The organism is Halorubrum pallidum (genome assembly GCF_055380345.1).
The window spans coordinates 640,821-653,479 of the sequence record NZ_AP043945.1 but is presented as its reverse complement, the minus strand read 5'-3'; the positions used below and the strand labels follow the sequence as shown (position 1 = coordinate 653,479).

Here is a 12,659-nt window from a genome sequence, read left to right as displayed (position 1 = left end):
GTGCGAACGGCTGGCTCACCGGACATCCCCCGTCATCGGAGCCGTCACGCCGCCGGTGTAAGGAAACTGGTTTACCGGTGTCCGGGATACGGACGCCCATGATCGTACCCGGATCCAGCTCACAGCTCCTCGCGGCCGCGCTCGCCGAGGAGACGGGTCGACCGCTCGCGACGCCGACGTACGACCGCTTCCCCGACGGCGAGGGGCTCGCGGCGGTCCCCGACTTCGACGGCGAGTCGGCGACGGTCGTCGCGACAACCGACTCCGACGCCGCGTGGGTCGAACTGCTCCAGTTGCAAGACGCCGTCCGCGAGGCGGGCGCGACGGACGTGACGACCGTCGTTCCGTACATGGGATACGCGCGACAGGACCGGTCGTTCGGCGACGGCGAACCCGTCTCGGCGCGCGCGATGGCGCGCGCGATCTCGACCGGAACCGACCGCGTCGTCCTCGTTAACCCCCACGAGCGGGACGTCGCGGACTTCTACGACATGCCGGTCGAGACCGTCGACGCCGCGGCCGTCCTCGCGGACCCGCTTCCCGCCGACCTCGCGGACCCGCTGTTTCTCGCGCCCGACGAGGGCGCGATCGACATCGCTGAGACGGTCCGCGACGCCCACGGCACCGGCGAGGTCGACTACTTCGAGAAGCGCCGCGACCGCGACACCGGCGAGGTCGAGGTCTCCCCGTCGGACGCGCCCGTCGCCGACCGCGACGTGATCGTCGTCGACGACATCGTCGCCACCGGGTCGACGATGAGCGAGTCCGTCTCGGTGGTGACCGACCGCGGCGCGGCCGGCGTGGTCGCCGCCTGCGTCCACCCCATGCTCGCGGCGAACGCCGTGACGAAGCTCCGGAGCGCGGGCGTCGATCGGCTCGTCGGCAGCGACACGATCGAGCGGGGCTGTAGCGTCGTCAGCGTCGCGACCCCCCTCGCCGACGCGCTCGAATCCGCGGGACCGAATTAGGCCTCGTCGTCCGGGATTTCGCGGATCACGCTGGCGGGGTTGCCGCCCACGACGACGCGCTCGGGCACGTCGCTCGTCACGACGGAGCCGGCCGCGACGACCGCGCCGTCGCCGATCGTCACGCCGGGCGTCACCACGGCGCGACCGCCGATCCACACGTCGTCGCCGACGGTCACCGGCTCCCCGCGCTCGCGGCCCGTCGCGCGCTCGTCGGGGTCGATCGGGTGCGTCGGCGCGTACACGTGGACGCCGGGACCGAGCAGACAGCGGTCGCCGAATCGGACCGGCGCGACGTCGAGGAAGACGCAGCCGAAGTTAGCGAAAAACCCCGTGCCGACCGCGACGTTGTAGCCGTAGTCACAGCGGAACGGCGGCTCGACGATGGCCTCGCTCCCGCCCGCGTCGAACAGCGAGTCGAGGAGCGTCTGCCTGTGGTCGCGCTCCGTTTCGGTCGTCGCGTTGTACCGGCGGACCAGATCGCGCGCTCGCGCCCGGTCGGCGACGAGGTCCGGATCCGTCGGATCGTAGGGCTCGCCGGCGAGCATTCGCTCGGTTTCGGTGGGCATAGTCGGTGTGGCGGCCGCACCCCGATAGTGGTTTCTCACCGGCGGCGCGGTGCTCGCCGACGAGGGGACGATCGGCAGAGTTCCCGCAGGACGGGCCCGTTGGCGTACCGTTATTTGTCCCCGGATCGAATCGGGAGGCATGTACGACGACATCCTGGTGCCGACCGACGGAAGCGAGGCGGTCGACCGAGCGCTCGACCACGCGGTGCGCCTGGCGGACGACCACGACGCGACGATTCACGCGCTGTACGTCGTCGACCGGCGGATCGTGACCGCGAACTCCGGCGAACTCCACGACGACATCGTCGCTGACCTCGAATCACAGGGCGAGACCGCGGTCGAGCGCGTCGCGGAACGTGCCCGCGAGGCCGGCCTCGATGTGGAGACACGCGTCGTCGAGGGGACGCCGGACACGGAGATCGTCGCCTACGCCGAGGAGAGCGACATCGACGTTATCGTCTTGAGCCCCGAGGGGAAGTCGCCGCGCGAGCGGATCCAGTCGCTCGGGAGCGTCTCGGACCGCGTCGCCGACGACGCGACCGTCCCGGTGTTCCTGATCAAGTAGCGATCGGAGACACGCCGCAGCGCCGTACGCCCTCGTTCCCCGACAGGTCGCCGCTCCGTGGAGCCGTCACTCCGCGAGTTCGTCGGTGGCGTCGCTCGTCGTCGGCCGTCGCGGCCACTCCTCTATCGTCTCCGTCATCTCGTTGGTCTCCCGCGAGATCCGGTCCATCCGAGATCCGGTCCATCCGGTTCGTTTCCCGGACGCGGCGGCGCGACCTGGTCGACCGCCCACCGTGGGGCACTTAGGCGTCTGCGTTCACAGCCGGATCATGGAACTCACCGTGCTCGGCTCCGGCAGCGCGATGCCGGTGTCGGACCGCGCGCAGGCGGGCTACCTCCTCGCGGACGGCGACCGGTCGCTGCTCGTCGACTGCGGCGAGGGCGTTCTCCACCGGCTCGCGGGCACCGACGTCGGCTACGAGGGCGTCTCGACCGTCCTCCTGACGCACCACCACCTCGACCACGTCGCCGCTCTCCTGCCGCTCGTGAAGGCCAGGTGGCTCGCCGGCGCGGAGCACCTGACGGTCGTCGGACCGACTGGAACGAAGGCGCTCGTCGACGGGCTGCTCGACGTGCACGCGTACCTCGACGGCCGGATCGACCTGTCGGTCCGAGAGGTGTCCGCGTCGCGGCCGTTCTCGGCGGCCGGGTTCGACGTCGCGGCCCGCGAGACCCGCCACTCGATGAACGGCCTCGCCTACCGGTTCTCGCCGCCGAGCGTCGACGCCGACCCCGCCGAGGGACCGCTGACGCTCTCGGGCGACACCGAGGCGTTCGGAGGGATGGCGGCGTTCGCCGACGGCAGCGACGCGCTCGTCCACGACTGCTCGTTCCCGGACGGGACCGACGTGTCGAATCACCCCACCCCCACGTCGCTCGGCGAGTCGCTGGCGGGGGCAGAGATAGACACCCTGCTCCTCTCGCACCTCTACCCGCACACGGGGGGGCGCGAGCGGGAGATGGCTCGGAGCGTCAGGGAGGCCGGCTTCGGCGGGACGGTCGAGGCCGCCAGAGACGGCCTCGTCGTCGAGTTGTGAGCGGCGGCCGCACGTCGGACGGCCGGCGGGGGTTCTAGCGGGCGGCCGGGAGGAGGTCGGCGAGACGCCGGACCGCGTCGACCGCGGTGGCCCCCAGCACGTAGGTGATCGGCTCGACGCCGAACGCCCCCTCGTGGTAGACGACCGGACGGACGCCGCCCTCGCGGAACCGATCGCGGAGCCGGCGGTCGCGGTCCTCGTAGTCGGCGTCGATCCGGAGGGGGTCGAACCCGCGCTCCCGGGCGGCGTCGAGCAGCGCCTCGTCGGTTCGGACGTTGATCGCGGCCCGCACGGTCGGGTCGACGGCGGCGGCCGCGAGAACGGTGCCGGCCACGTGGCGGGACGCGCCGAACTCGGGGTTCGCCGGCACCTCAACTCGCCCGTCCATCTCGTATAGCCGTCCGGGGACCGCAGCGACGTCGGCGTGATCGGTCGCGTCCGGGAGGGCGGTGCCGACGTTCGTGCCGACGTTGGGGACAACGCGGGCGGCCCCCTCGGTGCGGGCGAACAGCCGCGCAGCCTTCCGGACGTCGGCGAGCGCCTCCCGCTCGGCTCTGACCCGGTCGTCGTCGCCGCGAACGCACAGGTCACAGCCGAGTCCGGCCAGCGCCGGCATCTCCTCCTCGTGAATCGCGCAGATCGGTCCCCGGTCCTCGAGTTCGCTGACGAGAGCCAACAGCTCCGCCAGCGCCTCGTACTCGTCGAGATCGCCCGATTCGAACCCGTCCGCGACGGTCTCGACGGTCCTCTCGGTCCGCGGGTCGTCGGCGATCCGTGGCTCGGTCTCGGCGTCGCCGCTCGCGTAGCGGCTCACCGCCGCCTGCGTGACGCCGAGCCGGTCTGCGACCTCCTGTTGGGTGAATCCCCGCTCGGCGAGCGCGCGCGCGAGCAACACCCGGACTGTGGGAAGGAACCGCTCGACGACGATCTCGCTCGGCAACTGCAGCGACATGTCGAACGGAACGCGAGCCGGCTCCTAAAAGGGTCCGACGGGACGGGGGAGATCGTAGAGCGGAGGAATCGCCGCTATATACATAGGTTATATTAGTTGCTAATAACACGGAGTATGCATGGCGTTCAGCGACGACCTGCTCGACGCGGGCGCGGAGATATGGGCCGCACAGTTCGACCACCCGTTCGTCACGGAGCTGGCCGCGGGCGATCTCGATCCGCCCGCGTTCCGGCGGTGGCTCGAACAGGACTACCGGTACCTGTTCGACTACGCGCGGACCTACGCCGTGGCGGGCGCGAAGGCGCGCGAGGAGACGGCGATGGCGACGCTCCTAGGCGGGGCCGACGCCGTACTCTCCGAGGAGCTCGACCTCCACCGGTCGTTCGCGGCGGAGTACGGCGTGAGCGAGGCGGATCTCGCGGAGACGGCGAAGACGCCGACCTGCGAGGCGTACACGAGCTTCCTCGTCCGCACGGCCTACGAGCGCCCCGTTCCGGTCGCCGTCGCGGCGCTGTTCCCGTGCATGCAGGGGTACCTCGACGTCGCCGATCACATGGCCGAGATCGCGGAGACGGACCACCGGTACACGCCGTTCATCGAGACGTACACGAGCGACGCGTTCCGGGCCGAGACGGCGGCCGTCCGCGATCTGGTCGACGACCGCGCGACCGCCCGTCCCGACTACCGCGACGAGATGCGGGAGGCGTTCCTGACGAGCGCCCGCCTCGAACTGGCCTTCTGGGAGATGGCGTACGCCGACGAGAGGTGGGCGGCGTGAGCGAGCGCTTCACGGCGACGCTCCGTGACGCGGTCGAAGACGAGTGGCGCGCCGCGACCGAGCACCGGTTCACCCGAGAGCTGGGGGACGGAGCCCTCGACGGCGACGCGTTCGCGCGGTACGTCGTGCAGGACTACGCGGTCGTCGAGGAGCTGACCGCGGCGTTCGCGGTCGCCCTCGCTGACGCGCCGTCAATGGACGCGCGCCGCCGCTACGTCGCGTTCCTCGACACGCTCACCGACGCGGAAAACGACTTCTTCGAGCGCGCGTTCGACGCGCACGGCGTCCCGGAGCGGGACCGGACCGACCCGGATCTCTCCGCCCCGACGGCGGCGTTCCGGGACCTGCTCGGCCGCGCCCGCCGCGAGGGCGGGTACGCCGAGACGCTGGCCGTGCTCGTTCCCGCGGAGTGGAGCTACCTCGCGTGGGCGACCCGAGAGGCGGCCGACCGACCGGCGGAGCCGCTGTTCGACGAGTGGATCGAGCTGCACGCCGCGCCGGCGTTCGCGTCGTTCGTCGACTTCCTGCGCGCGGAACTCGACCGCGTCGGTCCGTCGCTGTCGCCGCCGCGGCGCGAGCGCGTCGCCGGCCTGTTCGCCCGAACGGTCTCGCTCGAAGTCGCGTTCTTCGACGCCGCGTACGTCGCGGAGGCGGACTGATGGTCTCTACCGAACTCGCGCTCGCGGTCACCGTCGCCGCGCTGGGAGCGTTCACCGTCGCCGGCGTGCTCCACGCCCGCGGACGCGTCCGGACCCTCGACGACTACGTCACGGCGCGGGCGACGACCGGCCCGGCGGCCACGACGGCCACCCTCGTCGCCAGCGTGATGGGCGCGTGGATCCTGCTGGCCCCCGCCGAGGCCGGGGCCGCGTTCGGCGGGCTCCCAGCGGTCCTCGGGTACGCGATCGGGAGCGCGGTCCCGTTCCTGCTTTTCGTCCCCGTCGGCCTGCGCGTCCGGGAGCTGCTCCCGGAGGGACACTCGCTGACGGAACTCGCGCTCGCGCGGTACGGACGGCTGATGTACGCGCTCGTGGTAGCCGTCTCGATGTTCTACATGTCCGTGTTCCTCGCGGCCGAGATGACCGGCGTGGCGGCGGCGCTCGCGCTCGTCGCCGAGGTCCCGCAGGCGTACACCGCGGCGCTTATCGGCGCGTTCGTCCTGCTGTACACGGCGTACGGCGGCCTCGTCGCCAGCGTGTTCACCGACACGCTCCAGGCTATCGTGATCTTGCCGCTGTTGGCGGTGAGCTTCGCCGGGGCGGTCCTCGCGCTCGGCGGAACCGGGACGCTTCACGCCGCCGCGGCGTCGGCCGACCCGACGTTGCTCGACCCGACGTTCGGACCGGGCGTCGCCTTCGGCGTGTACGTCGCGTTCGCGGTGCTCGGCGCGAACATGCTGAATCAGGGCGTGTGGCAGCGCGTGTACGCCGCGCGCGACGACGGGTCGATCCGCCGCGGCTTCGGCGTGGCCGCGGTGGCCGTGATCCCACTGGTGTCGCTCGCGGGCCTGTTCGGCGTCATCTCGGCGGCGCTCGGACTGACGGCCGACGGCGGCGCGTCAGTCGCCTTCTTCCTCCTCGTGGTCGAGGCGTTTCCCGAGTGGATCGCGCTGTCCGTCGTCGTCCTCGCGGTACTTCTCGTCGCAAGCTCTGCCGACACGATGTGTAACGCCATCGCGAGCCTCGTCACCGTCGACCTCGCACGAGCGCTCGATGCCGACGGTCGCGCCCTCGGTCGCGCCGGCCGCCTGCTCACCGCGCTCGTCGCGGTTGGCGCGGCCGTCGTCGGAGCGCAGGGGTACAGCGTGCTCGCGCTGTTCCTTACCGCGGACCTCGTCGCGGCGGCCGTCTTCGTCCCGTTCCTCGCCGGGCTCTGGTCGACGAGCCTCTCCGACCGCGGCGCGGTTGCCGCCAGCCTCGCCGGGCTGGCGGTCGGCACCGCCCACTTCCCGCACTTCGCGCCGGCGATCGCGGCACTGCCGGGGCCGACGCCGACGCCGTCGTTCCTCGTCGCGTTCGCCGGCGCGACGCTCGTCTCCACGGCCGCCACCGCCGTCGCCCATGCCCTGGGCGGCGCGGAGGCGGACCTCGGGGCACTCGACGCGGAGATACGACGGCTCGACAGCCCCATGACCGACGGGGGCGTGGCCGTGGACGGCGGCGGTGGCGACAGGCGTGACGGCGGCGACGAGGAGGACCAGCCGGCCGACGGGGGTGAGGCGGCGTGACGCCAGTCGTGCCCGCGGCGATCGGGGCGACCGCGTTCGCCGCGTTCGTGTGGGGGTCGATCGCGCTCGTCGCGCTCGTGTTCGGATACGTGGCGACGGCGTACGCGCGCGAGGCGCTGTGGACGACCGACCGGAGCCCCCACGAGAAAACGTAACCGAATCAAGTTTCTCGGTCCGGCGATCGAACCGGATATTTAAGCGATCTCAGTCGCTTCGATCGACCATGACCGAGCCGCTCGCGGACGACTTCGGACGGGAGGTGACGGGGGTGCGAGTCTCGCTCACTGACCGGTGTAACTTCGACTGCGTCTACTGTCACAACGAGGGGCTCGGCGACACGCGCGGCCCGATGGAGCCGGGCGACGCGGAGATGAGCGCGGACGACGTGGTGCGCTTTCTGGAGGTCGTCGAGGGATACGGCGTCGACTCGGTGAAATTCACCGGCGGCGAACCGATGCTCCGGCAGGATCTAGAGGAGATCGTAGAGCGTACGCCAGAGTCGATGGAGGTGTCGATGACGACGAACGGGACGTTCCTCCCCGGCCGCGCCGAGGACCTGAAGGCCGCCGGGCTGGATAGGGTGAACGTCTCACAAGACGCGCTCGACCCGGACGACTTCGCCGAGGTGACGAAGTCGGGCGCGTACGAGCGCGTGTTGGAGGGCGTCAGATCCGCCGTCGACGCCGGACTCGATCCCGTGAAACTCAACATGGTCGTGTTCACGCACACCGCGGGCTACGTGGAGGAGATGGTCGAACACGTCGCCGACAACGAGGGGCTTCAGCTCCAGCTCATCGAGTACATGCCGGAACTCACCGGCAAGCCGGAGTGGAACATCGACATCGGACGCGTGCACGACTGGCTCGCCGCGGAGGCCGACCGCGTCGAACACCGCGAGATGCACGACCGAAAGCGGTATTTCGTCGGCGAGGACGCGGACGGCGAGGGCGGCGGGATGGTCGAGATCGTCGACCCCGTCGAGAACGAGGAGTTCTGTGCCAACTGTGGCCGCGTCCGCGTCACCCACGAGGGCTACCTGAAGGGGTGTCTCAACCGCAACGACGACCTCCGGTCGATGGGCGAGATGACCCGCGAGGAGATAGCCGAAACGTTCGAGGCGGTCGTCGAGAATCGGGTTCCCTACTACGGCGAGTACCTGATCGAGAACGACGACGGCGAGTACGAGATCAACGATGCGTACCTCGGGACGCCGTCTGCGGCGGACTGACCGCCGCGGCGGCCATCGCGTGACCGAGATCTCGAGTCGTTGGGCCGTCCCGTTCCGCGCCTTTTAATCCCGTGAGCGGCGAACACCGACTATGTCCCAGCCGCGCGTTCCCGGTGGCGACGAGAACACGCTGGAGCTGCCGTGCGGAGAGACGATCGGCGTCGGCGAGTTGGACTTGGGGATGCGCGAGTTCGCGTGCGACTGCGGCGAGACGCACGCGGTCGTGATGGACGTCCATCCGCCGGAGCGCTTTCTGCCCGACTTCCTCGTCGAGGTGCTCCGCGAGGCGATCGAGACGACGAGCGAGGAGATGCCGGAGTTCGACACCCCACACCTGCTCGGCGTCGTCTTGGAGGAGTTTCCCGACCGAGTCGTCGCCCACGACGCGACCGAGAACGCCGACGTCGGCTACGCGATGGTGTGGGTGACCGCGTTCAACTCTCGGCGGCTCCACGAGATCGTCGTCGAACTCGTCGTCGAGCTGATGGAACACGCCGTGAGCCATGCCGACGACGACGAGGCGCTCTCGGCGTTCGAAGCGGAGATGGTCGAGTTCGACGTGAGCGAGTTCGTCGATCAGTATCGCGCCGAGCGCGACCTCGAAGCCGAGGATCCGTACGCCTGATCGGTCGTGGGATTCAGATCGGTTGAATCGCCCGGTAACGGCCATCTGAGGCCGTCTGTCTGACGGTTGTCCGACTCGTGTCTCACTGAACCCTATATGTTCGGGGACCGTACGTAAGACGCATGAGCACCGGTGAATTCGACCGGTACGAGCGGATCCGCGGCGTGCTCGCTGCCGCCGACGAGCCGCTGACGGCGCGGGAGATCCTCGCGCTCGTGGACGACCGCGACGGCCTCGACAGTCCCCACCGCGTCGCGACCGTGCTGGGCCGGCGGGCCGAAGGCGGTGAGATCGAGGTCATCGCCGACCGGCCGTATCGATACGCACTCGACGCGTGACGCGGTATCTGTGTAGCACCGCCGAACGCGGTACGACACGACATACCTTGCGAAAATCGCAAATTGACTGCGAGATTCGTATTCTATCGTCGGCCTTATTACGATGAGCGTATTTCGTCCGCTCAATGAGCGAGGACCGGACTATACTGCTCATCGGTAGCGGACCGATCCAGATTGGACAGGCAGCGGAGTTCGACTACTCCGGCGCGCAGGCGTGTCGCGCCCTCCAAGAGGAGGGTGCCCGCGTCGTGTTAGTGAACTCGAATCCGGCGACGATCATGACCGATCCCGAGACGGCCGACCGAGTGTACATCGAGCCGATCACGCCGGAAGCGATCTCGGAGGTCATCCGGATCGAACAGCCCGACGGCGTCATCGCGGGACTCGGCGGTCAGACTGGGCTGAACGTCACCGCCGAACTCGCCGAGCAGGGGATCCTCGAAGACCACGACGTGGAGGTGATGGGGACGCCGCTCGACACCATCTACGCCACGGAGGACCGGGACCTGTTCCGCCAGCGGATGGAGAACATCGGCCAGCCGGTACCCAAGTCGACGACCATCTCGCTCGGCGAGGGCGAGTCGGTCACGGACTTCGACGAGGAGGCGTTCCGCGGGCGCGTCCGGGACGCCGTCGACGACGTCGGCGGCCTGCCCGTCATCTCGCGGACGACGTACACGCTCGGCGGCTCCGGCTCCGGGGTCGTCGAGGAGTTCGACGAGCTGGTCGAGCGCGTCCGCAAGGGGCTCCGCCTCTCGCGTAACAGCGAGGTGCTGATCACGGAGTCAATCGCGGGCTGGGTCGAACTCGAGTACGAGGTGATGCGGGACGCCGACGACTCCTGTATCATCATCTGCAACATGGAGAACATCGATCCGATGGGGATCCACACCGGCGAGTCGACGGTCGTCACCCCCTCGCAGGTGATCCCCGACGACGGTCACCAAGAGATGCGCGACGCCGCGCTGGGCGTCATCCGCGAACTGGGCATTCAGGGCGGTTGTAACATCCAGTTCGCGTGGCACGACGACGGCAGCCCCGGCGGCGAGTACCGCGTCGTCGAGGTGAACCCGCGCGTCTCTCGCTCCTCCGCGCTCGCCTCGAAGGCGACCGGCTACCCGATCGCCCGCGTCACCGCGAAGGTCGCGCTCGGCAAGCGGCTCCACGAGATCGAAAACGAGATCACCGGCGAGACAACGGCCGCTTTCGAGCCCGCCATCGACTACGTGGTGACGAAGGTGCCGCGCTGGCCCATCGACAAGTTCGACGACGTGGACTTCGAACTCGGCACGGCGATGAAATCGACCGGCGAGGCGATGTCGATCGGCCGGACCTTCGAGGAGAGCATGGTGAAGGCGCTGCGCTCCTCCGAGTACGACCCCGCCGTCGACTTCGAGGAGGTCTCCGACGCGGAGCTGGAGACGGAGTACCTCGAACGGGCGAGCCCGGACCGTCCGTACGCGATGTTCGAGGCGTTCGACCGCGGCTACGGCGTCGACGACGTGATCGACCTGACGGGGATCCACCGCTGGTACGTCGAGCGGTTCGAGAAGATCGCCGACGGGACGGCCGCGGCCGCAGAGAGCGACTTCACCGAAGCGGCGATGGTCGGCCGCACCGACGCCGAGATCGCGGCGACGGCCACCGCGGGCGGCGTCGACGCCGACGTGAGCGAGGTCGAGACCAGCGTTCCGGACCGCACGTACAAGCAGGTCGACACCTGTGCCGGCGAGTTCGAGGCGTCCACCCCGTACTACTACTCCGCGCGCCTGCCGGAGTTTATCCGGGACGCCGACACCGCCGGCGCGGCCAACGAAGTCCGCGTCGACCCCGACGTCGAGAGCGTCGTGGTCGTCGGCGGCGGCCCGATCCGCATCGGACAGGGCGTCGAGTTCGACTACTGCGCGGTCCACGCGGTCCGCGCGCTCCGCGAACTCGGCATCGACGCGCACGTGGTCAACAACAACCCCGAGACTGTCTCGACCGACTACGACACCTCCGACGGGCTCTTCTTCGAGCCGATCTCGGCCGAGGAGGTGGCCGACGTGATCGAGACGACCGGTGCGGACGGCGTGATGGTCCAGTTCGGCGGCCAGACCTCCGTGAACGTGGGCGAACCCCTCAAAGCGGAGATCGACCGCCGCGGACTCGACTGCTCGATCTTGGGGACGAGCGTCGAGGCGATGGACCTGGCGGAGGACCGAGACCGGTTCAACGTCCTGATGGACGAGATGGGCGTCGCCCAGCCGGAGGGCGGCACCGCAACGAGCGAGGCCGAGGCGCTCGATTTAGCCCACCGGATCGGCTACCCCGTATTGGTGCGTCCCTCCTACGTGCTCGGCGGCCGCGCGATGCGCGTCGTCGAGAACGACGCGGAGCTGGAGGAGTACATCGAGGAGGCGGTTCGGGTCTCGCCCGACAAGCCGATCTTGGTCGACCAGTTCCTCGCCGACGCGGTCGAACTGGACGTCGACGCGGTCGCGGACGGGGATGACGTGCTGCTCGGCGGCGTGATGGAACACGTCGAGAGCGCCGGCGTCCACTCCGGCGACTCCGCCTGCATGATCCCGCCTCGCTCGCTCGACGACGACACCCTCGCGCGGGTCCGCGAGGTGACGGAGGACATCGCCCGCGCGCTCGACACCGTCGGACTGCTTAACGTCCAACTCGCCGTGACGGGCGTCCACGACGCCGACGCCGAAAGCGAGGTGTTCGTGTTAGAGGCGAACCCGCGCTCCTCGCGGACGGTCCCGTTCGTCTCGAAGGCGACGGGCGTCCCGATCGCGAAGCTCGCGGCGAAGGTGATGACGGACGACGTCTCGCTTGCGGACCTCGATGTCGACGAGCAGATCCCGGAACACCGCAGCGTGAAGGAGGTCGTCCTGCCGTTCGACCGCCTACCGGGCTCTGACCCCCGTCTCGGTCCGGAGATGAAGTCGACCGGCGAGGTCATGGGCACCGCCCGCTCGTTCGGGAAGGCCTATGACAAGGCGCAGGACGCGACGAGCAAGCCGATTCCGGAGTCCGGCACCGCGGTCGTCGACCTCTCGGCTGAGGAGTTCCCCGACCCCGACACGGAGGCGGGCGAGGCGCTCGTCGAGGGGTACGCCGAACACTTCCAGCTGAGCGAGGCGACGGACCTGATCGAGGCCGCGAAACGCGGCGAGATCGACCTCATCGTCTCGCGCCAGCGCGAACTGCTCGAAGTCGCCGTCGAAGAGGAGATCACCTACTTCTCGACGTACGCCTCGGCGAAGGCGGCGCTCGAAGCGATCGAGCACGCCGGCGACGACATCGACGTGATGGCCGTCTCAGACCGGCCGAAGCGCGTCGAGAAGTGGGGCGCGAGCGAGTAGCCCGAATCTGACGGACGCGC

13 protein-coding genes are annotated in these 12,659 nt (G+C 69.7%); 11 read left to right on the top strand and 2 right to left on the bottom strand.

What is annotated here, in order from left to right; translation table 11 throughout:
* Window positions 1-98: 98 nt before the first annotated feature.
* Window positions 99-968 (top strand): ribose-phosphate diphosphokinase, encoded by an 870-nt coding sequence (gene prs / locus ACZ45C_RS04945; protein WP_460559526.1) that lies wholly within the window; start codon window positions 99-101, stop codon window positions 966-968.
* Here prs and ACZ45C_RS04940 read toward each other — a convergent pair.
* Window positions 965-1,534, bottom strand: a complete 570-nt coding sequence (locus tag ACZ45C_RS04940; protein WP_460559524.1) for a sugar O-acetyltransferase — start codon at window positions 1,532-1,534, stop codon at window positions 965-967. The two genes, prs and ACZ45C_RS04940, sit on opposite strands and share 4 nt — an antisense overlap.
* 139 nt (window positions 1,535-1,673) lie before the next feature.
* Here ACZ45C_RS04940 and ACZ45C_RS04935 point away from each other — a divergent pair, with 139 nt between their 5' ends.
* Entirely contained in the window at window positions 1,674-2,099 is a 426-nt protein-coding gene (locus ACZ45C_RS04935) for a universal stress protein (RefSeq protein ID WP_460559522.1), read from the top strand.
* Window positions 2,100-2,367: 268 nt separating this feature from the next.
* Entirely contained in the window at window positions 2,368-3,135 is a 768-nt protein-coding gene (locus tag ACZ45C_RS04930) for an MBL fold metallo-hydrolase (protein ID WP_460559618.1), read from the top strand.
* 34 nt (window positions 3,136-3,169) lie between these two features.
* On the opposite strand, the gene ACZ45C_RS04925 is transcribed toward ACZ45C_RS04930, so the two are convergent.
* Entirely contained in the window at window positions 3,170-4,087 is a 918-nt protein-coding gene (locus tag ACZ45C_RS04925; protein WP_460559520.1) for a thiamine-phosphate synthase family protein, read from the bottom strand.
* A 118-nt stretch (window positions 4,088-4,205) separates the two neighbouring features.
* Between ACZ45C_RS04925 and tenA the strand changes: the two genes are divergently transcribed.
* From tenA to carB, 8 genes are all read left to right on the top strand, one after another.
* On the top strand, window positions 4,206-4,865 hold the full coding sequence (tenA, locus tag ACZ45C_RS04920; protein WP_460559518.1) for a thiaminase II: 660 nt from the start codon (window positions 4,206-4,208) through the stop codon (window positions 4,863-4,865).
* Window positions 4,862-5,524, top strand: a complete 663-nt coding sequence (locus ACZ45C_RS04915; RefSeq protein WP_460559516.1) for a TenA family protein — start codon at window positions 4,862-4,864, stop codon at window positions 5,522-5,524. The genes tenA and ACZ45C_RS04915 overlap by 4 nt, the downstream gene beginning before the upstream one ends.
* Window positions 5,524-7,092 carry a sodium:solute symporter family transporter gene (locus tag ACZ45C_RS04910; protein WP_460559514.1) on the top strand — a complete coding sequence of 523 codons (1,569 nt, stop codon included), beginning with the start codon at window positions 5,524-5,526 and terminating at the stop codon, window positions 7,090-7,092. The genes ACZ45C_RS04915 and ACZ45C_RS04910 overlap by 1 nt, the downstream gene beginning before the upstream one ends.
* A complete protein-coding gene (locus ACZ45C_RS04905; RefSeq protein ID WP_460559512.1) occupies window positions 7,089-7,247 on the top strand; it encodes a hypothetical protein in 159 nt (52 codons plus the stop codon). Before ACZ45C_RS04910 ends, ACZ45C_RS04905 begins: the two co-directional genes overlap by 4 nt.
* A gap of 68 nt (window positions 7,248-7,315) precedes the next feature.
* The gene (moaA, locus tag ACZ45C_RS04900) at window positions 7,316-8,320 is read left to right on the top strand and encodes a GTP 3',8-cyclase MoaA (RefSeq protein ID WP_460559510.1); all 1,005 of its coding nucleotides are present in this window, start codon (window positions 7,316-7,318) and stop codon (window positions 8,318-8,320) included.
* A gap of 91 nt (window positions 8,321-8,411) precedes the next feature.
* Window positions 8,412-8,945, top strand: coding sequence for a DUF5815 family protein (locus tag ACZ45C_RS04895; protein ID WP_460559508.1), 534 nt, complete (start codon window positions 8,412-8,414; stop codon window positions 8,943-8,945).
* A gap of 122 nt (window positions 8,946-9,067) precedes the next feature.
* The gene (locus tag ACZ45C_RS04890) at window positions 9,068-9,283 is read left to right on the top strand and encodes a hypothetical protein (RefSeq protein ID WP_460559506.1); all 216 of its coding nucleotides are present in this window, start codon (window positions 9,068-9,070) and stop codon (window positions 9,281-9,283) included.
* A 125-nt stretch (window positions 9,284-9,408) separates the two neighbouring features.
* On the top strand, window positions 9,409-12,639 hold the full coding sequence (gene carB / locus ACZ45C_RS04885) for a carbamoyl-phosphate synthase large subunit (RefSeq protein WP_460559504.1): 3,231 nt from the start codon (window positions 9,409-9,411) through the stop codon (window positions 12,637-12,639).
* Window positions 12,640-12,659 lie beyond the last annotated feature (20 nt).

Coding starts and splice junctions, on each gene's coding strand:
- prs (WP_460559526.1), top strand. CDS start 99: ATGATCGTACCCGGATCCAGCTCACAGCTCCTCGCGGCCGCGCTCGCC.
- ACZ45C_RS04940 (WP_460559524.1), bottom strand. CDS start 1,534: ATGCCCACCGAAACCGAGCGAATGCTCGCCGGCGAGCCCTACGATCCG.
- ACZ45C_RS04935 (WP_460559522.1), top strand. CDS start 1,674: ATGTACGACGACATCCTGGTGCCGACCGACGGAAGCGAGGCGGTCGAC.
- ACZ45C_RS04930 (WP_460559618.1), top strand. CDS start 2,368: ATGGAACTCACCGTGCTCGGCTCCGGCAGCGCGATGCCGGTGTCGGAC.
- ACZ45C_RS04925 (WP_460559520.1), bottom strand. CDS start 4,087: ATGTCGCTGCAGTTGCCGAGCGAGATCGTCGTCGAGCGGTTCCTTCCC.
- tenA (WP_460559518.1), top strand. CDS start 4,206: ATGGCGTTCAGCGACGACCTGCTCGACGCGGGCGCGGAGATATGGGCC.
- ACZ45C_RS04910 (WP_460559514.1), top strand. CDS start 5,524: ATGGTCTCTACCGAACTCGCGCTCGCGGTCACCGTCGCCGCGCTGGGA.
- moaA (WP_460559510.1), top strand. CDS start 7,316: ATGACCGAGCCGCTCGCGGACGACTTCGGACGGGAGGTGACGGGGGTG.
- ACZ45C_RS04895 (WP_460559508.1), top strand. CDS start 8,412: ATGTCCCAGCCGCGCGTTCCCGGTGGCGACGAGAACACGCTGGAGCTG.
- ACZ45C_RS04890 (WP_460559506.1), top strand. CDS start 9,068: ATGAGCACCGGTGAATTCGACCGGTACGAGCGGATCCGCGGCGTGCTC.
- carB (WP_460559504.1), top strand. CDS start 9,409: ATGAGCGAGGACCGGACTATACTGCTCATCGGTAGCGGACCGATCCAG.